Source organism: Bifidobacterium sp. LH_389 (assembly GCF_056357235.1).
This window is the reverse complement of record NZ_JBKEVR010000006.1, coordinates 80,737-100,973: the sequence shown is the minus strand read 5'-3', so window position 1 is coordinate 100,973 and position 20,237 is coordinate 80,737. Positions and strand designations below refer to the sequence as shown.

Annotated in this window: 16 protein-coding genes; 1 reads left to right on the top strand and 15 read right to left on the bottom strand. The window is 65.5% G+C overall.

Annotation, left to right across the window (positions count from 1 at the left end):
* Window positions 1–44: 44 nt before the first annotated feature.
* The 8 genes from AC1AZA_RS07745 to bglB form a co-directional block, all read right to left on the bottom strand.
* Window positions 45–4,442, bottom strand: a complete 4,398-nt coding sequence (locus AC1AZA_RS07745; RefSeq protein WP_476514091.1) for a transglutaminaseTgpA domain-containing protein — start codon at window positions 4,440–4,442, stop codon at window positions 45–47.
* 2 nt (window positions 4,443–4,444) lie between these two features.
* Complete coding sequence (locus AC1AZA_RS07740; protein WP_476514090.1) at window positions 4,445–5,458, bottom strand: AAA family ATPase; 1,014 nt, start codon at window positions 5,456–5,458, stop codon at window positions 4,445–4,447.
* 170 nt (window positions 5,459–5,628) lie between these two features.
* A complete protein-coding gene (locus tag AC1AZA_RS07735) occupies window positions 5,629–7,881 on the bottom strand; it encodes a leucine-rich repeat domain-containing protein (RefSeq protein WP_476514089.1) in 2,253 nt (750 codons plus the stop codon).
* Window positions 7,882–8,114: 233 nt separating this feature from the next.
* Complete coding sequence (locus AC1AZA_RS07730; RefSeq protein WP_476514088.1) at window positions 8,115–8,498, bottom strand: type II toxin-antitoxin system HicB family antitoxin; 384 nt, start codon at window positions 8,496–8,498, stop codon at window positions 8,115–8,117.
* A complete protein-coding gene (locus tag AC1AZA_RS07725; RefSeq protein WP_476514087.1) occupies window positions 8,495–8,695 on the bottom strand; it encodes a hypothetical protein in 201 nt (66 codons plus the stop codon). Before AC1AZA_RS07725 ends, AC1AZA_RS07730 begins: the two co-directional genes overlap by 4 nt.
* 205 nt (window positions 8,696–8,900) lie before the next feature.
* Window positions 8,901–9,536 carry an RpiB/LacA/LacB family sugar-phosphate isomerase gene (locus AC1AZA_RS07720; protein WP_476514086.1) on the bottom strand — a complete coding sequence of 212 codons (636 nt, stop codon included), beginning with the start codon at window positions 9,534–9,536 and terminating at the stop codon, window positions 8,901–8,903.
* A gap of 237 nt (window positions 9,537–9,773) precedes the next feature.
* Window positions 9,774–10,580, bottom strand: a complete 807-nt coding sequence (locus tag AC1AZA_RS07715; RefSeq protein ID WP_476514085.1) for a gluconate 5-dehydrogenase — start codon at window positions 10,578–10,580, stop codon at window positions 9,774–9,776.
* A 114-nt stretch (window positions 10,581–10,694) separates the two neighbouring features.
* Window positions 10,695–11,804, bottom strand: coding sequence for a beta-galactosidase BglB (gene bglB, locus AC1AZA_RS07710; protein WP_476514084.1), 1,110 nt, complete (start codon window positions 11,802–11,804; stop codon window positions 10,695–10,697).
* Window positions 11,805–11,974: 170 nt separating this feature from the next.
* On the opposite strand from bglB, the gene AC1AZA_RS07705 reads away from it, so the two are divergent.
* On the top strand, window positions 11,975–12,865 hold the full coding sequence (locus AC1AZA_RS07705) for an AraC family transcriptional regulator (RefSeq protein ID WP_476514083.1): 891 nt from the start codon (window positions 11,975–11,977) through the stop codon (window positions 12,863–12,865).
* Window positions 12,866–13,181: 316 nt separating this feature from the next.
* On the opposite strand, the gene AC1AZA_RS07700 is transcribed toward AC1AZA_RS07705, so the two are convergent.
* The 7 genes from AC1AZA_RS07700 to AC1AZA_RS07670 form a co-directional block, all read right to left on the bottom strand.
* Window positions 13,182–13,889: a hypothetical protein gene (locus tag AC1AZA_RS07700; protein ID WP_476514082.1), complete on the bottom strand. Its 708-nt coding sequence runs from the start codon at window positions 13,887–13,889 to the stop codon at window positions 13,182–13,184.
* 38 nt (window positions 13,890–13,927) lie between these two features.
* A complete protein-coding gene (locus AC1AZA_RS07695) occupies window positions 13,928–14,899 on the bottom strand; it encodes an amidohydrolase family protein (RefSeq protein ID WP_476514081.1) in 972 nt (323 codons plus the stop codon).
* Between the two features lie 282 nt (window positions 14,900–15,181).
* Window positions 15,182–15,979, bottom strand: a complete 798-nt coding sequence (budC, locus tag AC1AZA_RS07690) for a meso-2,3-butanediol dehydrogenase (protein ID WP_476514080.1) — start codon at window positions 15,977–15,979, stop codon at window positions 15,182–15,184.
* A gap of 268 nt (window positions 15,980–16,247) precedes the next feature.
* A complete protein-coding gene (gene groES, locus AC1AZA_RS07685; RefSeq protein ID WP_476514079.1) occupies window positions 16,248–16,541 on the bottom strand; it encodes a co-chaperone GroES in 294 nt (97 codons plus the stop codon).
* Between the two features lie 174 nt (window positions 16,542–16,715).
* Window positions 16,716–17,684 carry a hypothetical protein gene (locus AC1AZA_RS07680; RefSeq protein WP_476514078.1) on the bottom strand — a complete coding sequence of 323 codons (969 nt, stop codon included), beginning with the start codon at window positions 17,682–17,684 and terminating at the stop codon, window positions 16,716–16,718.
* Between the two features lie 494 nt (window positions 17,685–18,178).
* Window positions 18,179–18,877 carry a GNAT family N-acetyltransferase gene (locus AC1AZA_RS07675; RefSeq protein ID WP_476514077.1) on the bottom strand — a complete coding sequence of 233 codons (699 nt, stop codon included), beginning with the start codon at window positions 18,875–18,877 and terminating at the stop codon, window positions 18,179–18,181.
* An 8-nt stretch (window positions 18,878–18,885) separates the two neighbouring features.
* Window positions 18,886–19,986, bottom strand: a complete 1,101-nt coding sequence (locus AC1AZA_RS07670) for a LacI family DNA-binding transcriptional regulator (RefSeq protein WP_476514076.1) — start codon at window positions 19,984–19,986, stop codon at window positions 18,886–18,888.
* Window positions 19,987–20,237 lie beyond the last annotated feature (251 nt).

The following is a 20,237-nucleotide window of genomic DNA, read 5'->3' as shown; positions in this document are numbered from 1 at the left end:
CGGCCCCAGCACAGCGATCTTCCGCATAGGCGCGACTCGGCGCGTCAGCGCACCAGCGAGCGCGGGGCCAGCCTCCGGAACCGTGACGCATGCGCCCGCATGGCGTTCAACGTGCCCGTCACGGCGGCGTCCGGCGGTTCGACGGCCGCATCGGGGCTGCCATAAGCGACCGTGGCAACTTGCTCGGCAATGGTCCGGATGCCGGTGGTCTCCTCGGGGAACCGCTCACACAGCATGTCGGCAATCTCGCCGTCGGTAACCGTCGCAGGCCAGCGCAGTCCCGTGTCCCGCGCACAGTCGAGCAGTTCGCCCCATGCGGCGCGCCATGCGTTGCGGTTCAGGGTGCCGTCGTCTCCCACGGCGATGGCCTGATCGATGAGCCGCAGCCGACGCCGACGGCGGCGTTCGCGGATGCCGCCCGGGGCGAGCAACAGCGCCGCGGAGGCAACGAGCCCGAAGAACGTCCACAGCACGCGCACCGCCCAGCCGGGCAGTTGCGGTCCGGCGGCGGAGACCGTCGCATCCGTGGCATCGGAGACGGAGGAGGAAGGGTCGTCGCTGGTGGTGGGGTCGGTTTCCTCGTCCGACGTGGATTCGTTGGCGGAGACCGATGCGGAGGCGGAGACGCTTGAGGAGGAGGCGGAGGCGCTGGGCATGGTCGTGTCCGTGGCGTCGTCCTGAGAGGAGGCCGGAGCGTTACCGCCACCGGCTGCCGGAGTCACGTCGAACGGCACCCAACCGATGTTGTCGATGTACACTTCGGTCCAGGAATGCAGTTGTCTGGCCTGTACCTCGTACGTGGTGCGGGAGCCATCCTCGCTCGCGGCACCGGACGCATTGTAGCCAAGCACGATTCTGGTGGACAGTCCCATGGCGCGGCCGAGCACGGCGAGCGCGGAGGCATAGTGGGTGCAGTAGCCCGAGCGTGAGACGAGGAAGTCGTCGATCACGTCGAGGTTGCTTCGCCCATTGCCGTCCGGCTGATTGAGCGAGTAGGTGAATTCCGGCCCGGTCAGGTAGTCCACGAGCCAGCGCATGGCCGCCACCTGATTGGTCTCGTTGGCCCCGTCGGAGGGAACGCCGGCGGCCTTGGCCTCGTCGACCACCGCCTGAACGTGTTCGGGCAGTTCGGCGGGCAGACCGCCGTACCGGGCCCGGCGCGCCAGACCGGAGCCGTCGTCGTTGAGCTGCTGCGCGGTGATGGTGGGACCGCGGTCCTGATTCTGGCGCCGCTCGGAGCCGACGGTGACGGTGGAGATCGCAAGGCCCGAGGCGTTGACTGCGGAGGCGTATCCGGACGCCATGGCCTGAAAGTCCTCCCACCGTGAGGAGCCTTCGCGCGCGGTGCGTCCGTCGAGCCTCACGATGAGCGACAATTCCGCCTTTTCCCCGCTCTCGTCGGGGACGCCGCCGGGAATCACCGCGAAGGACTCCCCGGGGTTGACGGCGAGTTTGCTGCGGAATTCCTCGCCGAGCTGCATGGCCAGATTGCCGCTGCGCAGCGAGGCGATGGAATGGGGATCATCGTCCACCGCGGTGCCGTCCGCATCCACGAGCAGCCCGGCCACCGCGCCGGCGATGGATTTGACGTGCACGTTGACGATGAGGTAGTCGCCGTCCACCCGGCCGTAGTGGTTCGCGGCCAGGGAACGGCGGAGGGCTGCACGTTCCTCGGGCGAGGAGACGGACGGCCGGTTCGACGACGTGGATACGCCGTTCAGCCGGTCAAGGTATGCCTTGCGCAGCCGGTCCACGGATTCGATCTGCGCGAACTGCGCCTTGGAACCGATGGGCGTCAGGTATGTGCCGCTCACCGCGTAGGTGAGTCCCTGACCGGTGAGCGCCTCGGGACTGAACACGGTGCCGTCGTCCGCCTGATACCACGACCGCTGTTCCTCGTCGGACAGGCCGGAGATGTTCCGCGCATCGCCGATCACCGGCAGGAACCGGGAGGCGAGCGAGTCTATGGTCACGTCGCTTTGCGCCACGAACCGGTTGGCCAGAGCGATGTCCGACGCGGAGAACGTGCCGGCGTAGGTGCCGTTGTTGACCGCCACCAGCGTGCGCATGAGCGGCGAGAGGCTCCTGATGTAGTCCGCTTCGCCGTCGGACCACCCGCGCACGCCGAGCGGATCGGACTGGGGGCTCGCCCCGAAGTTCGGCCGGCCGCCGTACAGGCCGCCCTCGGAGGCAAGCTGGGGGTCGTAGCGCCAGGTATCGCCGTTGAAATCATCCAACGTGGCGAGGCGGAAGTAGTACGGACTGCCGTCATACGTGCTGTAATGGAGCACCACGTTGTTGGAGCCTTGCGCAAGCCCGCGCTTGAGGTCCACCAGCGGGTTGACGGTGCTGGTGGAGAACAGGCCGCCGGGCGTGCCCACGGCGAGCGGCACGCCGATGGCGAAGCTCGTGGCGGACGGGGTGAGCGCGAGCGTCAGTGCCGTGACGAGTGCGGAAGCGACGACGGGAACGGGCGCAGGGGCGCGCATGGGGTGCACGGCCCACAGCAGCAGGACGGAGGCGAAGACGGTCACGCCGATCATGAGGTAGGACGGCACCTGTCCCACGAACGCGAATCCGACGGCCATGACCGTGACGGCAATGAGCGGGACCGCCGCCGAGGCGTACGGCACCGCCAACAGGCAGCGCAGCAGTACGAGGACCGCGGCCGCCACGGCGACGAGGAACAGGTCCGATGCCGCGGAGACGGTGAGCGGCGGCAGCTGGATGTACAGGTTCCACGCGCCTTCGGACAGCATGCCCGGCAGCAGGCGGAAGTTCCAGACGGCAACCGGCCCGGATTCGGCGTTCTCCACCACACTGCGCGCGAACACCCACTGGCCGGTGATGCCCTGAATGCGCAGGACGATGAGCGCCAACGCGGCCACAGCAATGATCGCGGCGGAAACCACCACGCGGCGGGCGGAACGCCATGCGGTGCGCGGGGGCAGCACGACGGCCTCAAGCGTGACGGCCAGCAGGCCGACGCCGGCGAACGGCACCCACAGTCCCTTGAGCTCGACAAGCCCGCCGAGGGAGCCGAGCGTGACGGCATGCAGCACGATGAGCGATGCGGCGGCCACGGCACGTCCCAGCAGGCCCTGACGGGCGCGGCGGCGACGGTCGTCCACGGCGGACGGGGCAGCGCCCGCCGAGCCCGCCGAGCCCGTCTGCGCTCCGGTCTCGGAGGTGGAGGCGGAAGCGGAGACGCACGGCATGGGCGCCTGAGCGTCCGAGGCCGCGCCGCGGGAGTCCGGTGCCGCCACGCCGACGGCGTGAACGGTCACCTTGCCGTCGAGCGGGGAGGCGGCGAAGGCGGCGGCAAGCGGCGAACGGCGGTCGGCGGTGACGAGCAGGATGCGCATCGGCTGATGCTGGGCGGCCACGAACGCCGCCACCAGTGCCGCCCTGCGCTCCGACGGGACGGAGGACGGCTGCGTTGCCGTTGCCTGCGCAGAGTCCGTCTTCACGGAATCGCCCGGCTTCGCAGCGTCGTCCGGCTTCGAAGCGTCATCCGGCTTCACGATCTGCGTCCGGGATTGTCCGGCCGGCAGCCGTTCCGGCCGCATGGCGGCGAGGAAGCGAACGGCGGCAGCCTTGCCCGCGTGCACCGTGCGCCCGTCGGACACGGCCACGGCGGCCCCTCCCCCGCGCACGTCCCGCAATTGGGCCAATGCGAAGGCGGCTGCGGCGTCGAGATCGGTTTCCGGCTCGTCCGCAAGGCCGGAGCCGGTGTCCACCACGAGGAGCGTCATGACCTGCACGTCCCGGTCGGATTCGCGGGTCATGAGTTCGCCGCGGTGTGCGGTGTGCCGCCATGAGATGAGGCGCGGCGAGTCTCCGGGGGCATACTGACGCACGCTGCTGGCCATGTCGCCGGCGGACTGGTCCTGCATGCGCGAGTCGGAGGCGAGGCCGGCCCGATCGCGCTCGTCGCCCTGCGCGGGCAGCATGAGGGTTTCGCCGTCGTCCGGCAGCATGCGGCGCTGGAAGATGAGGCCGAACGGGTCGGCCCATGAGGCGGCGAGCGCCAGATGCCGGTAGAGACCGCGTTCCTGCGGGATGGGCCCGGCGCCTTGAAGGATCACGGTGCCGTGCTGGTCGAGCCGTTCCCACTGTGGCGTCACCGTGACGTTGCCGGGCAGCAGGAAGCGACGCCATCCGTTGCCGGGAGCGCGGCCGGAGGCCATGGCTTCGCGGGCCAGGGGCACGGTGAGCATGCGGCGTTGCAGTACGGCCATGGCCAGCGAGGCGAGTGGCGCAAGCCAGAGGGCAAGCGTAGCCGCGGCGAGAATGCGGTCGTCAAGCAGGAGGGCAAGGAAGCAGCATATGCCGCCGAGCGCAAGCATGACGCCGCCGAGCACCGTGGGACGGATAATGCCCCTGCGGTGCGGACGCGGCGCATGCCGGTCGTGGCGGCGGGTGCTGGCCTGCGCGTTCACGGTCAGCGCCGTTCCGCGTGCGGTGCAGGCGTGTGCGCCAGAATGTCCTCGATGATCGTCCGGCTCGCGGCTCCTGCGCCGGTGCCGAAGGCCGCGTCGGGCAGCACCAGACGGTGGGCGAGCACCGGTACGGCCAGTGCGCGCACGTCGTCGGCGAGGACGAAGTCGCGGTCGGCCACGAGCGCATGGGCCTTGGCCATGGCGGCCAGAAGCAGACTGGAACGCGGTGAGGCGCCGAAGCGCACGTCGTCACGGTGTCGGGTGGCGTCCGTAACGGCGACGATGTAGCCGGCGACCGACTCGCTCAGGTGCACACGATCGGCGGCGACCTGCACGGCGGCCACGTCGCCCACGCCGCACACGGGGGTGAGCTGGTCGAGAGGGCGCTTCGAGTAGGCGCTCGTCAGGGTGGCGACCTCCGCCGCAACGCTCGGGTAACCGAGCGAAGCGCAGGTCATGAAACGGTCCAGCTGGGCTTCGGGCAGGGGGAACGTACCTTCGAGCTCGATGGGGTTCTGCGTGGCGACCACGAAGTACGGGTCGGGCAGCCGGTAGGTGACGCCGTCCACGCTGATCTGCCGTTCGGCCATGGCCTCGAGCATGGCGGACTGGGTTTTGGGGTTGGCGCGGTTGATCTCGTCCGCCACGACGATGTTGGCGAACAGCGGACCGGGATGGAAGTTGAAGCGCTGCGTGGACTGGTCGTAGATGCTCACGCCCGTCAGGTCGCTGGGCAGCATGTCCGGGGTGAACTGGACACGGCGTACGGAACCCTGAATGACAGTGCCGAGCGCGCGAGCGAGCGTGGTCTTGCCCACGCCGGGAACGTCCTCGAGCAGCAGGTGCCCGCCGGCAACCAGCGTGGTGACGGCCAGTTCGATGGGTGCGCGCCCGCAGGAGAGCACGCCGGACAGTGCGTCCATGACGGCGTTGACGGTGGCCGACGCCTCGGCGCGCGATACGGCGACGGGCGCGGATCGCTGGTCCTGTTGGCTGTATTGGCTGTGCTCGGGCATCGTCGTCCTCCCCCTGCGGTCATGGTGTTTCGATCGTATCGGACGGGGCTGGGAATCCGCTGGATGTCTCGTTGTGGGCGCAATCCTTCATTGTTGGCACGCCCATACGCGAACAGGCCCCTCCCTGCGACGGGGAAGAGCCTGTTTCGAGTGGACTATCGCCTATCGGTTCAGCGGCGGGCCGAACGCTTGCGGGCGGCGACCAGACCGGCGCCGAGAGCGATGAGCGCAAGCGCGATCAGCACGAAGACGGTCACGCTGGCACCGGTGGAGGCCAGCGCCTTCTTGGCCTTCGGAGCCTCGACCTTCGCGGCCGCGTTCTTGGCATCATCCGTCTTGGCGGTATCCTTGCCGTTGTTGTCGGACGGTTCGGTCTGCGCGGAAGCCACGGTCACCGGAGTCCAGCCGATCAGCGCGTTGTCCGCGCCGTACACGGCAATGCGGTGATCGCCCAGCACCACGTCGGTCGGAATGCGGAACTCCGCATAGTACTGGTCGCCGTTCTTGACGACCGCGGCCGTATCCGCACCGTCGGAGGCAGCCAGACGCACCGGATCCGAGTACAGGTATGCGGACACACGGCACTCGTTGCCCGCAGCGACGGCAGTCGCGCACGCGGAGTCAGCCGGCAGGTAGACGCGGTAGGACGAACCGGCGGTGGCGGTGGCGTTCGTCACGGTCACGCGACCGCGGTTCGCGCCCGTAAGCCCGTCGAACGGCAGAACCCCGTTGCCGTTGGTGGAACCGTTGTTGCCATTGGCTCCCGGCTGCTCGGTGTTGTTGTTGCCGTTGCCGCCCGGCTGCTGGGTGTTGTTACCACCGTTGTTGCCGGGCTGCTGGGTGTTGTTGTTCCCATTGTTGCCGGGCTGGTTCGGCTGCTCGGGCTGCTGGCCGTTGTCGCCCGGCTTGACGTCCTTCTTTTCGAAGTAGCGGGTGGCGGTCAGGGACTTGTCGGCCTTGTAGATCACCGTCAGCGTGTAGCCGTACTTATCGGCAGTGATCGTCACTTCGTAGTCGGCGGCGGTCAGGGCCTTGGCGCCCTCACCGTCGGTGTACAGCTCGACCTTGATGTTGCCGGCCACCGGCTTGCCGTCCTTGTCCAGGCTCAGGGTCGGGTTCTCGGTGAAGTAGATCCACTTGGTCGGCACGTAGTCGCCGGCGGTCGGCGTCTTGGTGGCGGTGCTGAAGGTGATCTGCACGGGCAGCTTCTTGTCGCCGCCCAGATCGTACTGGTAGTAGACCACGGAGCCGTCGGTCAGACCGGTCAGCGTGGTGCCGTTGAGCTTGGCGCCGGAAAGCCCCTGCACCTTGGCGCCGTCAAAGATGGACGCCACCTTGGCAAGATCCACGCTGGAACCCGTGTACGGCAGCTTCAGCGTGAGATTGCCGTTGGTGTACACAGACGAGTCCGAACCCTGCAGTGCCTTGGGCAGGTTCAGCGCAACAAGCGGGTTGCTGTCCAGAATCAGGAGTTTGAGCTTCGAATTGTTGGATACATCCAAAGAAGTGAGCTTATTCTGGGATACATTCACAGTGGTGAGCTTGTCATTGCTCGGCAGTGCAATGCCGGTCAGAGCATTGGATGCCACACTCAGATACTCAAGCTTGGCGTTCTTCGACACATCCAGAGAGGCAATCTTATTGCTAGGCACATTCAGGCTCTCAAGCTTGGCGTTCTTGGACACATCGATGCCGGTCAGAGCATTGGTATACGCGTCAAGCTCAGTCAGCTCCGGATTCTTGGTCACATCCAGAGAGGCGAGCTTATTCGCGGATGCATCCAGTTGCTTGAGCTGGGCGTTCTTCGACACATCCAGAGCGGTGAGCTTGTTGCCGCTGACATCCAAATGTTCGAGCTTGGCGTTCTTGGACACATCGACGCTCGTCAGGGCATTGTCGGGCAGCTCAAGCTGATCCAATTCCGGATTCTTGCTGACATCCACTGCAGCGAACTTGTTGTTCCAAGCGATGAAGGACGTCAACTTGGGGTTCTTCGACAGATCAATGCCGGTGAAGGCATTGCGGGGGCCCGAGGAACTCGCGTAGTTGGATACGTTAAGATGAGTGAGCTCCGGGTTTTTGCTGACATCGAGGCTGGTCAATCCGGTGTTGAGCAGATCGAGAGACTGCAACGTCGGCAACAGCTCCAAGCCCTTGGTGCTTGTGACCTGAACGTCGTAAACCACAATGCCGAGGTAATATTCGACCTCGGATACGTCCAGCACGTTGTTGTGGTTGTAATCGTGCTCAGCCACGGCCTTGCGCAGGTTTTCGTCAGGGAAGTTGGCGGCGTTGATCGCCACGGGCTTGAGCTCCGCGGTATCGTCGGCGTTCGCGGCCTGTACGCCAACGCCGACGGTGAGTATGGTGGCCGCCGCGGCCACGATGGCCGACACGCGTTTACTGAGTGACGTCTGCTTCATAAGCGGCATCCCTCTCTTTCTCAGTGTTCTCTTCATTGTGAATGATTCCGTGCGGATCCCCCAGACAACTCACTTGTTGAATCCGTCCCCTCCAACACTAGGAGCCGTTACCCCCCCCCCGTCAAATTTCGCACGCCCGGAGCCGCTCCCTGCAAATACTGAGAACATGCGAACGGGCCGACCGACATGAACCGATCGGCCCGTCAATGAGTCCATCCATGCAAGAACTCCTGCTATGCCTGCTGCAATGCGCTGACACGCTGCGGACTGACGCCGGTAACCATTGCGACGTCACGTACGGTCAACCCCTCGTTGCGCAATGCAGCCACGGTGCTGCGCGCCAACTGCGAGGCTTCGTCCTGCGCAAGGCGTGCGGCATGACGTTTGGCAAATAAATCGTCCACCATGCGCTGCGTGGCCTCGTCGAGCTGCGGGTCGAGTCTAACCTCACCGACCCGCACATCAAGCATGCCGGCAGCGTCCCGCACCTGCCCTGCAACCTGATCAAGGCGACGCGCCTGAGTGAACAGACCGGGGATTTCAGGGACCTCCACGGCCCACCAGCCGTCGCAGCGCGTGCAGACGGCCGTAACGTCGATAGGCTGACTGTGGCTCATTTCATGCTCCTTTCAATGTAGCGCAAAATGCCCTTGGCGGTAAGCTCATTGATCTCCCCGTGCCGAGGAACGGTGGTGTGCGCCTTGCCGACGGTAACCTTACTGTGATTGCCGCCTTCCTCCCAAACATCCTCCAACCCGTTGCTTCGAGCAAGCCGATGGATACGCTGTTCCAGATCTTTCCTTTTCACAAGCATAGTCTACACCTATTTACTGATCAAGTCAGTAGATATGGACTTATTTTTTGTCTTGGATGCGTGCGCACAGACCACGCAGCCAGACTCGATCCCACAACCAACGAACGGGCCGACCGGCATGAACCGGTCGGCCCGTTCGCATGAAGGAAATAATCAGGAACGATGGGGAGGAAGGACCCTCACGGCGGGAGGGTCCCCGCGGCCGTCAGATGAGCGAGAGGACGTAGTCCTTGATCTCGCCGTCCTGGGCGTGGGCGGTGAACAGCTCCTTGAAGTGCTCGCCGGCGAAGGCGCCCTTCACGAGCTCCGGGTCGAGGGCCTTGTAGATCTCGACGAGCGGCTTGTAAGCGGCTTCACGAACGCCGTCGAGGATCTTCTTGTTGCGCTGCTCGGGCACGACGCGCTCCTTCGGGTAGCCGGAACCCGGCTCCTCGAGCCACATCTGCTCGAAGATGTACTTGAGCTGCAGCTCCTGGCCCCAGCCGTTCTTGAGGGCGAACGGGATGGCCATGGCGTTGCCGTCGTTGATCTGCGCGAAGGTGTACGCGTCGAGCGGGTCCTCGACGTGACCGCAGATGACGCCCGGGAAGGAGTTCAGGGCGAGCATGGCGCCTTCGCCGGTGCCGCAGCCGGTGACAACGAAGTCGGCGGCCTTGGTGTTGAGCAGCGCAGCGGCGAGGATGCCGTTCTGCACGTAGGTGAGCTGCGCTTCGTCGTCGGCGGCGTACATGCCGTAGTTGTCGACGTCGAAGCCCTTCTCGTCAGCGACCTTCTTCAGGGCGCCGTAGATGAGGCCGTTCTTGGCGGCCTGGGAGTTTTCATTGATCAGTGCGATACGCATGGGTGTCGTCGATCCTTTCGTAAGTTGTTGCGTAATTCTTCGGTCCGTTGAACGCACGATGACGCGTGCGTCCGCAAGGCGCACCGGGCGAAGGCGTACGCGCTGTGCCGGCGCACAGCCTTCGCGTCCTTGGCGGCCGCTCACTTCGCCTACGGACAGTCCATCGGACTGTCCGCTTTACGGCTCAGCGCCGCCCGAGGAGCAACGCCGCGGACGCTCTGTCATCGTGCGGTCAGATCACTGGGGCTGCTTGCCGATGTAGGCCAGAATGCCGCCGTCCACGTACAGGACGAGGCCGTTGACGAAGTCGGAGGCGTCGGAGGCGAGGAAGACGGCGGGGCCCTGAAGATCCTCGGGGGTGCCCCAGCGGGCGGCGGGGGTCTTGGCGACGATGAAGGCGTCGAAGGGGTGGCGGGAGCCGTCGGGCTGACGCTCGCGCAGCGGGGCGGTCTGCGGGGTGGCGATGTAGCCGGGTCCGATGGCGTTGCACTGGATGTTGGCTTCGCCGTACTCGGAGCAGATGTTGCGGGTCAGCATCTTGAGGCCACCCTTGGCGGCGGCGTAGGCGGAGACGGTCTCACGGCCGAGTTCGGACATCATGGAGCAGATGTTGATGATCTTGCCGTGGCCCTTCTTGATCATGCCGGGAAGGACGGCCTTGGAGACGATGAAGGGGCCGTTGAGGTCGACGTCGATGACCTGGCGGAAGTCCTTGGCGGACATCTCGAGCATGGGGATGCGCTTGATGATGCCGGCGTTGTTGACGAGGATGTCGATGGTGCCGAGGTCGCGCTCGATGTCCTTGACGAGCTGGGCGACGGCGTCTTCGTCGGTGACGTCCGCGACGTAGCCGTGGGCCTCGATGCCGGCCTCCTTGTAGGAGGCGAGGCCGCGGTCGACGGCTTCCTGGCTGCGGTCGTTGAAGGCGATCTTGGCGCCGGCGGCCGCGAAGGCGGTGGCGATGGCGAAACCGATGCCGTAGGAGGCGCCGGTGACCAGCGCAACCTTGCCCTCAAGCGAGAACTTGTTCATATCGAAGGCCATGATGGACTTCCTTTCTTGTGTCGTCGATGACGATTCCATTCAATCTTCAATTATCCGCTTAGTCAATCCTGTTGCACACCGTTGTCCGAGGCGTGAAACCGGTTTCACAAGCTCCTAGCAATACGATACCAGCATTTGCGTAAAAGCGAGAACCGTGAGCGATTGTCCGTACGGCATGGGGGTGATCTCGATGGTGCGGTAGTAGTCGAGATCCGCGCCGATGCCCGTGCCGACCGAAACCTGCCCCACCTCGCCGGCCTCGTTGACTCGCGCGGCGAGGCCCTTGACGGCACGGTACGCCACATCGGCGTAGGAGGCATCGAGGTAGCGCTCGTGCACGGCCTTGAGGATGCCGTACGCAAAGCCCGCGGTGGCGGAGGACTCGAGGTACGAATCCGGGTCGTCGAGCAGGGTGTGCCACATGCCCGTGGCCGGATCCTGCAGCTTCGCGAGCGTCTCCACCTGTTCGCGCAGCGCCTCCGTCAGCCATCGGCGAACGGCGTCATGCTCGTCCAGGTCCAGCAGGGACAGGAACTCCGGGATGGCGATGGTGGCCCAGCAGTTGCCACGGCCCCAGTGGGCGGCGGAGAAGTTGTTGCGTTCGTCGAACGTCCAGCCGTGGAACCACAGGCCGTTGGCGGGGTCCATGAGGAACTTGACGTGGATGAGGAACTGGTACTTGGCCTCCTCGAGGTATTCGGGGCGGTCCAGCACCTTGCCGAGCTTGGCGAGCGCGAGCACGGTCATGACCAGCGTGTCCGCCCACAACTGGTTGTGGTTCTCTCCGGATGCCGTGACATGCTGGATGCCGGCGCCCTCGGTGCGGGTCTGGTCGCGGTAGATCCACTCGCCCCACTGCTTCAGGTACGGCAGGTAGCTGGGCTCCCGGGTCTGCTCATACAGGCAGGCGAGCGTGAGGATGGGCGCCACGGAGTTGACGTTCTTGGCGGGCGTGCCCTTGGCGAGCGCCTGATCGAACCAATCGGTGACGGTCTTGAGTGCCTTGGGATTGCCCGTGATCTGGTAGTTGCGCCAGATGCCGTACAGGCCCACGCCCTGCGGCCAGTTCCATTCCTTCCAGCTCTTGTCGTCCACGACGGTCCCGTCCGGATTGACCCACAGGCCCTTGCCATCGGTCACCTCGATGGTGACGAGATTGTCGATCATGCGGTCGATGAGCGTGCGGACCTCGTCGCGTCCGAGCGGCGGCGTGCTTGCAGCCATGGCATTCCTCCTTTGCGAAGCGTTGCGTGCGGCGTCATCGCCGCCATCGGGTCTCATTGTAGGGAGGAACATCCACTGCCACACGATCCAGAATACGCAGCTTTTGCCATATGATTATCCATTGTTGTAATCTAGTGGCGATGCAACGATGCGTAACGCAGGAGGATCACATGCCGTCAGCTACGCCGTCCCGCCCCGCGGTGGCCGTCAACTCCATGATCACCGACCGCTTCGAGGTCTTCCACGTCAACCAGGACGTGGCCGCGGACATGCCGCTGCACTACCACGACTTCTACGAGATCAACTGCGTACTCAAGGGCACCGGCGTATTCTACCTTGACGGCGACGAATACGAGACCACGCCCGGCACCGTCACGCTCGTCAACGCCAACGACCTGCACAACATCGTGCGCCAGTCATCCGACTACTACGAGCGCGCCTACGTGTACGTGACCGGCAAATACCTCAGGGAGCACTCCTCCCCCGCCACCGACCTGGCCGCCTGCTTCAGGCATTTCGGCAAGCCCGTCAGCCGAGTGATCCGCCTCGACCCGGACGAGCTGGCCGAACGGATCGCCGTGCTCGACAACAGCCCCGGCAAGGGTTACGGCGACGACCTCATGTACGAGCAGCGGTTCATCGAGCTCATGATCATGCTCAACAAGGCCGTCATGGCGGCGGACAGCGACATCACGCCGGAAAGCTCCACCGTACCCAAGCTCATCGGCGACGTGATGGGCTACATCGGCGACCACTTGGACGAGGATCTCTCGCTCGACGCGCTGGCCGCGCGCTTCTACATCAACAAGTACTACCTGAGCCGCGAATTCAAGAAGCACATGCGCGTGAACCTGCACGAGTACACGCTCACCAAGCGGCTCATCCGCTCCAAGGAACTGCTGCGCGAATACGGCAATGCCAAACGCGTGTACCACATGTGCGGGTTCAAGTCGTACACGCACTTCCTGCGGTGCTTCAAGCAGGAATTCCGCATGACGCCCAAGGATTTCCTCAAGGCCGTGGACGAACCGGACGTGGTGCGGTTCGCCCACGCGATGTAGCGGAGTGCAACATTCGGTAGTTTTACCGCAAAAGATGGCCTCTCTTGCGAAAACTACACAGCATAGCCCCTGAAATGCCAGACTGCGGGAGCACCCCGCACGGTATTTCCGATTTGTGCGGTGGAAATTCGGCGACCGGCCCGATAACCCTGTTGGAATATGGCCGAAATGACGCCATCGATACCGAGCATGGTGGGCAAAAACCACCGCACCAATCGGAAGTACGAGTTTTCAGTACACTACGTAGCCGTCGGGCGGCCCGTCGACAGCCCTGTCAACCGGCGGATCCGCCGCGTCAGCCGGCCGATCCGCCGCGTCAGCCGACGGAGACGAGCGTGTCGATGACGAGGAAGTCGCGCTCCAAAGTGCCCGGGTCGAAATGGTCGAAGTGGCTGAACGGGTCCACGTCAAGCCAGCGTTGGATTTCCTTCGACTCGCCCGGCTCACGGCGGATGTTGACCCGTTCGCGGTCGCGCGGGGTTTCGAAGTAGCTGAACGCCACATCGTCGAGCACCGAGATGAACTGGTAACGGTCACCCACGGCCAGCCCCTCGCGCGCGATGAGCTGATGGTGCACCACGTAGTCGATCACCGTGTCCGGCCAGAAGTGCGCGATGCGCCCGCAGCGGGCGTCCGGGGGCAGGGAGCGGCGGAACGAGTCCACGTCCTTCGGCTCGTCGAACCAGAATACGGGGTGCATGTACGCCCATGTCACGTCGCCGCCGAACTGCGGGCACGGGACGAGCAGCCCGTCGAACCAGCCCCGCACGGCCGGAAAGCCGGCGATCGGTGCCATGGCCTCACGTCTGGGATGCTCCGGCATGATATGCTCCACGTACAGGTACAGCTGACGGCCGTAGCGCGTCAGGCACACGGTGAGCACGCGGCCGGCGGCATGCAGCTGCTCGGCGTCCTTCCGGAGGGCGTCGACGGCACGGGAGACAACGGCGTCCGTGTCATTCCGGTCCTCCGCGATGTCGGGGTACAGGAAGGCCCGGTAGGAGGCGCGTTCGACGGTGGGCATGGGTTGTTCTTCCTTCTTGACGATTGCGGACGGGCCGGTCAGAACCGGTAGAGGCGTTTCGCGTTGTTCACGAACAGGGCGTCCTGCTCCTCGGCGCTCAGGTCCTCCACGCAGCGCACGTAGGCATGCACGAGGTCGATGAGCGAGCAGTGCAGCTTGTCCACCGGGAAGTTGGAGGCGAACATGGTGCGGTCCGTGCCGAACGCGTCGAGCACAGTGAACACGGTGGGTTTGAAGCTTTCGATGGTCCAGTAGTGGTCCATGGACGGCAGGCCGGAGATCTTGATGGCCACATTGTCCCGCTTGCCGAGTTCGGCCAGACCATTTTTCCACAGCCGCCAGCCGGCGAGATTGCGGTCGGCGAGCATGCCTGCGTGGTTGATGATGAACAGCGTATCCGGGTGGGCGTCGATCACCTCGATCGCGCGGGCGAACTGCGTGGGGTAGAGCTGCATGTCGAAACTCATGCCGTATTTGGGCAGGAGCGCGAGGCCGGCCAGCCATGCGGGATCGTCCATGTACGACCGGTCCACGTAATGGTACAGGGGCTGGGAGTGGATGTTGAGGTTCTGGCGGAATCCGCGCACGTTGGCGTAGTCGGCCTCTCGCTCCAGCGTCGCTTCGATGTCCGGGGAGGACAGGTCGCCGCCGGCCACGATCATGATGGGCAGGCCGCTTTCCTCGCTCAGACGCTGTTCGAAGGCGACTTCGGCAACTGGGTCGTCCGCGTTGGCCTGCACGTGCACGGCGCCGACGATGCTGGCGTTGGAACCTTCGAGCTCGGCGGTGAGGTCGCCGGCCAGATAGTCGCCGGCGGTGAACAGCGGGTCCCACGGGCCCTCGAACGTGGCCGGCTTGGATGGGTTGAACCACGAGTACAGGCTCGTTTCCATGAGGTGGACGTGCGTGTCGATGAAGGGTCGCGGCGCGGCGGCGCGTTCGCTGTCCTGCGGAATGATGGTGTACAGCCGGCCCTTGACCGGCTCCTGGTAATCCTCACCGAGGGTCATGGTTGTTGCTCCTTTGCAATGTCGATCGTTTCGCCGGACGAAGGCGTACATGCTGCGCCGCCGCACGGCCTTCGCGCCCTTGGCGGCCGCTCACTTCGCCTACGGGCAGTCCACGGGACCGCCTGCTTCACGGCTCAGCGTCGAGCCCGCCGTAAGGCGGAAGGCGCTCCGCCAACGGCTCCTGTGGCCATCGCGATGCGTGCGGCTTCTAGGCGCGGAAGGCGAAGGCGTACGAAGGTACGTCGAGCCTTCCGCAACGACGAAGACGCTCCATCGCGATGGTCACAGGACGGAACGCGTGTCGTTTTCGTAGTTATTCCGTCCCTGCCCCGTGGCCGCGGTGGTGCCGCCGTCGACGGGGACGACGAGGCCGGTGAGGTACTTGGCGCCGTCGGAGGCGAGGAAGAGGGCGAGGTCGGCGCAGTCTTCGGGCTTGCCGGTGCGCCCGAGGGCGACGCGGTCGATGTAGGGCTTGAGACGGTCGGGATCGGTCCAGACTTCCTTGTTGATGTCGGTTTCGATGAAGGCGGGGGCGAAGGCGTTGACGCGGACACCGTACTGGCCGTAGTCGAGGGCGACGCAGCGGACGAAGCCATTCATGGCGTGCTTGGTGGAGTTGTAGGCGGTCTGGCCCCAGTCACCGTAGAGGCCGGAGACGGAGGTGTCGACGACGATGTTGCCCTTGGATGCCTTGAGGTAGGGAAGGGCTTCCTTGGTGAGGTAGAAGAGGCCGTCGAGGTTGACGGAGAAGAGCTTGTGCCAGACCTCGTCGGAGACCTTTTCGATTTCGCCGCCTTCGAAGATGCCGGCGTTGGAGACGACGACGTCGATGTGGCCGAAGCGGTCGGCGACGGACTTGACGAGCTCGGCGACCTGCTCGTGGCTGGAGACGTCGGTCTGGTGGACGTGGCCGTTGGGGTAGCCCTTGACGGTTTCCTCGAGGGGTTCGCGGCGCATGCCGACGGCCACGACGATGGCGCCGTTGTCCAGGAAGCCCTGGGTGATGGCGCGGCCGATGCCGGTGCCGCCGCCGGTGACGATGACGACTTTGCCTTCGAAGTTGTACTTGTTCGCGGTCATCTTGATGTGTCCTGCCTCTCGACTGCTTTGTCCATTGGTCGGCACGGGCCGTTCCGCGCATCGCTGCGGACGTGCACGCACCCTGCGACCTAAGTATATGCGGATTTGAAACCAAATCCCATCATGTGGGACCGCTGCGCAGGGCAACGCGGGGCCACATGGACCACGCGCCCCGGCACCGCACCGGCAAGGCCCGGAACGCAAGGGATCCCGGGCCCACGCAAACCGTGAGCCCGGGATCCCTTTACGATCGGTCGAACGATGGCAATCAGCCGAGGATGGCCAGCACGTCGCGAGCGGAGACGATCAGGTAGTCCTCGCCCTGGTAGTGGACCTCGGTGCCGCCGTACTTGGAGTACAGGACCTTGTCGCCGACCTTGACATCCATCGGGATGCGCTCACCCTTATCGTCACGACGACCGGGGCCGACGGCCAGCACTTCACCCTGCTGCGGCTTCTCCTTGGCGTTGTCCGGAATGTACAGGCCGGAAGCGGTCTGCGTCTCGGCAGCGGCCTGCTTGATGATGATCTTGTCTTCCAACGGCGTAAGTGCGATGGACACTGTATGCCTCCTCATGCAACAGAAAACCAATAGTTCCCGCGCCAAGGCCCTAGGTAAGAGGCTGACGATCACTTGACCGGAACCCTCACGCGCTACCCCATACTGTAGCGCGAATTTAGCACTCTGCCAACTCGAGTGCTAACGCTGTGGGAGAAATGGGAGGAACCGTCGGTTTCAGCGGCCGCGACGCGCGATGACGGCGTCCACGTCCACGCCCAAGGAATCGGAGGATTCGGCCGGCGCCTCCACCTCGCCCCTGACCTCGGCGTCGTGGAATTCCGGATTGGTGGACGGCACGGCCTTGGCGACCTGACGAGTGGACTTGATCTCCATGCTTTCCGGTTCGGCGGAGGCGACCGGCGTTCCGGCGCGCGAAGCTCCCAGTGAGAAGGAGATGAGGTCCTGCGAGGAGGCCATCTCGAAGGCATCGAGCGCATGGGACGGGTTGACGCGCTCCAGCTCGTTGGTGGCGTCGCTCGGCTCGTCGACGGCACGGGCGGCAACGGCCTCGGACTCGGCGGCGGACGTGGAGTCGGCGGCATCCGCGGCAGCGGACTCGGACTCGGACTCGGACTCTGCGGCGGTCTCGGTCTCTACGGCGGCATCCGCGACCGGCTCACCGACGCGACCGGATGCCATGTCGGCGGAAGAAGCCTCGACAGGATCCTGAGCCACGGCGTCGGAACGCCCTGACGCGGCGGCTGCAGCCCGAGCGGCCTTCGCGGCCAGCTGTTCGGCACGGCCGCGATCCACGGCCTCGCGAATCTGCTCCGCCGTGAGCGTATCCGTGGCGGGATCGGACGATTCGACGGGACGGGCGGCCCGACCGACGGTCTGCGGCAGCACCTGCGCGGTACCGGCACCTTCCCTGAGCACGGCGGCCACCTCGGCCTCCCACGCCCGGGCCTGCCGCGAGGCGCGAACGCCCAGCGCGAGCACGATCGCATCGAGCGCGACGGGAATAAGGGCGAGCAACGGGCTGAACTTCAGCGTGAACGCCAACACCAGCAGAACGAGCGCCGTGACGGCCAACCCGGCCACCAGCATGCGGCGGCGCCGGATGGCGGCACGACGCAGCAACCGCACGCGGGCAATACGCTGCGGAGTGTACCGGGACGCCTTGCGCTGTTGTTCTGCCTGCATCGTCAAACCTTTCATGATGGGGGGCGTCGTATCGTTGAACCGCGTGCCGCTGGACGCATCGACGAGATGCATCGAGGCCGAAAAACGGTCCGCACGGTGCTCGGAGGCATCCTTCATGCCTTTGCGGGCCTTGCGAGGCGCCCACACGAACACCAGCAATACGGCTATCGCGACCAGCACAATGCTGCTCAACGACTCGTAACCCATAGGCTTAACCATAGACGGCTTTGCGGATGTTGTGGTGACGATTTCGTGAGCGTGTCGCCGCACGCCTGTGCACGCCGTCCCGCCTGCGGACGGGTCCCGTGCCGATGAGCGGGAAACGGAGGCGATCCGAGACACGAAACAGTTCCATTCTGTCCCGAATCGCATCCATTTTCGGATTCGGTGGCGATCCGGGACGCGGAAGGAGCCGGCTGAGTCCCAAATCGCCACCGTTTTCCCGCAGATGGCGGCGATTCAAGACACGGGAACGGGGCGGGCGGCGCGGACCGTCAGGCACGCAGCCGGTCGGTGACGCTGCCGGGACAGTCGTCGGCGAGGAGACTGTAGCTTTCATGGTCCCGCCACGCGCCGTTCACATACATATAGGAACGCCTCAGACCTTCGTCCGTGAGCCCGAGCTTGGCGACCACGCGCTTGGAGCGGTGGTTCTCCGGCAGAATGGCGATCTCGATGCGGTGCAGCCGGGGACCGTCCGGGTCCCGGAACGCCCAGTCGGCAAGCATGGCCACCGCGAGCGGAGCAAAGCCGCGGCCCGCGTACCGGTGCGACACCCAGTAGCCCACCATGCCGGTGCGCATGGCCCCGTAGCTGATGGCGCCGAGCGACACCTGCCCCACGATCTGCATCTGGTATTCGATGAGGAACACCACGCCCGTGCCGGCGGCCTCGTCGTCGCGCATGCGCCGCACCCATTCGTTGAACGACAGAGGCCTGCCGCCCAGCGGGTTGCCGGACTCCCACGGCATGAGCCAATCGCGGTTGCTCCAACGCACGTCGTTCCAATCCTCCTGATCGTCCTCACGTACCGGGCGCAGGCTGATCCGCGCAAAGCCGGCGGGCGCCTCTATGCGCTCGGGCACGTTCAGGGCATTGGCATGCGTCCCCTCGCGCACGGTGAACATATCGCGGATCGACTGGAATACTGACACGCCCCCATTGTGCCACGCGGGCCAACAGGATGCGGGCATCCGCACGGTCAGGCGGACTTTTCGGCAGGACCGGGCGAGACTGCGGGACTGGACGAGGACGGACCAGCAACCCCAGCCGCACCGGAAGGAACGGCCGAACCGGAAAGAGCGGTCAGTCCCGGTCCCGCAGGTCCGACGCTGGCGGCGGGAATGAAACGCGAATGCAGCACGTCGGGCGCGGTTCCGGGACCGGCCACGTGCAGGATGCGGTCCATGAGGCTGCCGGCGGCCAGAGCGCCCACCATGTCCCGATCCACGCCGATCGTGGCGAGCCGCGGCGTGGCCATGCGGCCGGCCAGAAGGTCGTCGAAGCCGATGACCGAAACGTCGCCCGGCACGGACAGTCCGCGCGCCTCGAGCAGCTGCATGAACGCCACGGCAATGCCGTCGTTGTACGCCACGATGGCCCCGGTGGGGCGCTGCAGGAACGTCTCGAGCACCGAATCGTCCATGCCGGCCTCCGTGTACGGGCATTCAATGCGCCGCAGCCGCATGCCCTCCCGCTGGCAGACGGTGAGCAGGCCCTGCCAGCGCAGGCCGTTCTGCCACGAGGCGACGGGCCCGTCCACGTAGGTGATGGCCGTATGACCGAGCCGCTTGAGTTCCATGACGGCCTTCTCCACGCTGGACCGGTCGTCCACGATCACGGACTGCACGCCGCGCACCAGCCGGTTGACCACCACGACCGGCTTGGTCTGGGCGGCCTTGCGGATCACCGTGCCCGACACGCGCGAGGCGATGAGCACCAAGCCGTCCGCACGCCTGAGGCACCGGGCGATGAGCTCGCGCTCCAGCTGGCCCTCCCGGCCGACAACGCTGACCGCCAGCGCGTAGCCACGCCCGTCGCACACCTTCTGCATGCCGTGCAGGTAGTCGGCGAAGATCGGGTAGCGCAGGTCCGGCACCAGCACGGCCATCTCCCCCACCAGACCGACGTCCAGAGGATCGACCGTCACGCCGCGAGAACGGTAGCCGAGCTCATCCGCGATGCGGCGGATGCGTTCCGCGGTCTCCAGAGTCACGCGCCCCGGCTGGCTCAGGGCACGGGACACGGTGGCCGGGGACACGCCGGCTGCATTCGCCACGTCGCGAATCGTCACTTTCGTCATGCCCCTTACTGTAGCCGGACGATCGGGACGGCGGGACACGTGACGGTGACGTGCAGGCGAATCACGGACGAATTCCGCGCAGACGGGGCACGGAACGCCGGACAGGCGGCGGACGGGCGGCAGACGGCTGCTGGCGGTGACACACCATGCGCGGCGGAGCACGGGGACACCGGGCCACGCGAGACGGACCGGGACGCGATCGCCGTCCGCCCCGCATGGAAAACGTCTGAAACAAACCACGGCCCGTCCCT

Bases quoted from the DNA above. Each gene is read 5' to 3' on its own strand.
- AC1AZA_RS07680 (WP_476514078.1), bottom strand. From the start codon at position 17,684: ATGCAGGCAGAACAACAGCGCAAGGCGTCCCGGTACACTCCGCAGCGT.
- bglB (WP_476514084.1), bottom strand. From the start codon at position 11,804: ATGGCTGCAAGCACGCCGCCGCTCGGACGCGACGAGGTCCGCACGCTC.
- budC (WP_476514080.1), bottom strand. From the start codon at position 15,979: ATGACCGCGAACAAGTACAACTTCGAAGGCAAAGTCGTCATCGTCACC.
- AC1AZA_RS07730 (WP_476514088.1), bottom strand. From the start codon at position 8,498: ATGAGCCACAGTCAGCCTATCGACGTTACGGCCGTCTGCACGCGCTGC.
- AC1AZA_RS07700 (WP_476514082.1), bottom strand. From the start codon at position 13,889: ATGCCCACCGTCGAACGCGCCTCCTACCGGGCCTTCCTGTACCCCGAC.
- AC1AZA_RS07720 (WP_476514086.1), bottom strand. From the start codon at position 9,536: ATGCGTATCGCACTGATCAATGAAAACTCCCAGGCCGCCAAGAACGGC.
- AC1AZA_RS07675 (WP_476514077.1), bottom strand. From the start codon at position 18,877: ATGCCCGCATCCTGTTGGCCCGCGTGGCACAATGGGGGCGTGTCAGTA.
- AC1AZA_RS07670 (WP_476514076.1), bottom strand. From the start codon at position 19,986: ATGACGAAAGTGACGATTCGCGACGTGGCGAATGCAGCCGGCGTGTCC.
- AC1AZA_RS07695 (WP_476514081.1), bottom strand. From the start codon at position 14,899: ATGACCCTCGGTGAGGATTACCAGGAGCCGGTCAAGGGCCGGCTGTAC.
- AC1AZA_RS07735 (WP_476514089.1), bottom strand. From the start codon at position 7,881: ATGAAGCAGACGTCACTCAGTAAACGCGTGTCGGCCATCGTGGCCGCG.
- AC1AZA_RS07725 (WP_476514087.1), bottom strand. From the start codon at position 8,695: ATGCTTGTGAAAAGGAAAGATCTGGAACAGCGTATCCATCGGCTTGCT.
- AC1AZA_RS07740 (WP_476514090.1), bottom strand. From the start codon at position 5,458: ATGCCCGAGCACAGCCAATACAGCCAACAGGACCAGCGATCCGCGCCC.
- AC1AZA_RS07715 (WP_476514085.1), bottom strand. From the start codon at position 10,580: ATGGCCTTCGATATGAACAAGTTCTCGCTTGAGGGCAAGGTTGCGCTG.
- AC1AZA_RS07705 (WP_476514083.1), top strand. From the start codon at position 11,975: ATGCCGTCAGCTACGCCGTCCCGCCCCGCGGTGGCCGTCAACTCCATG.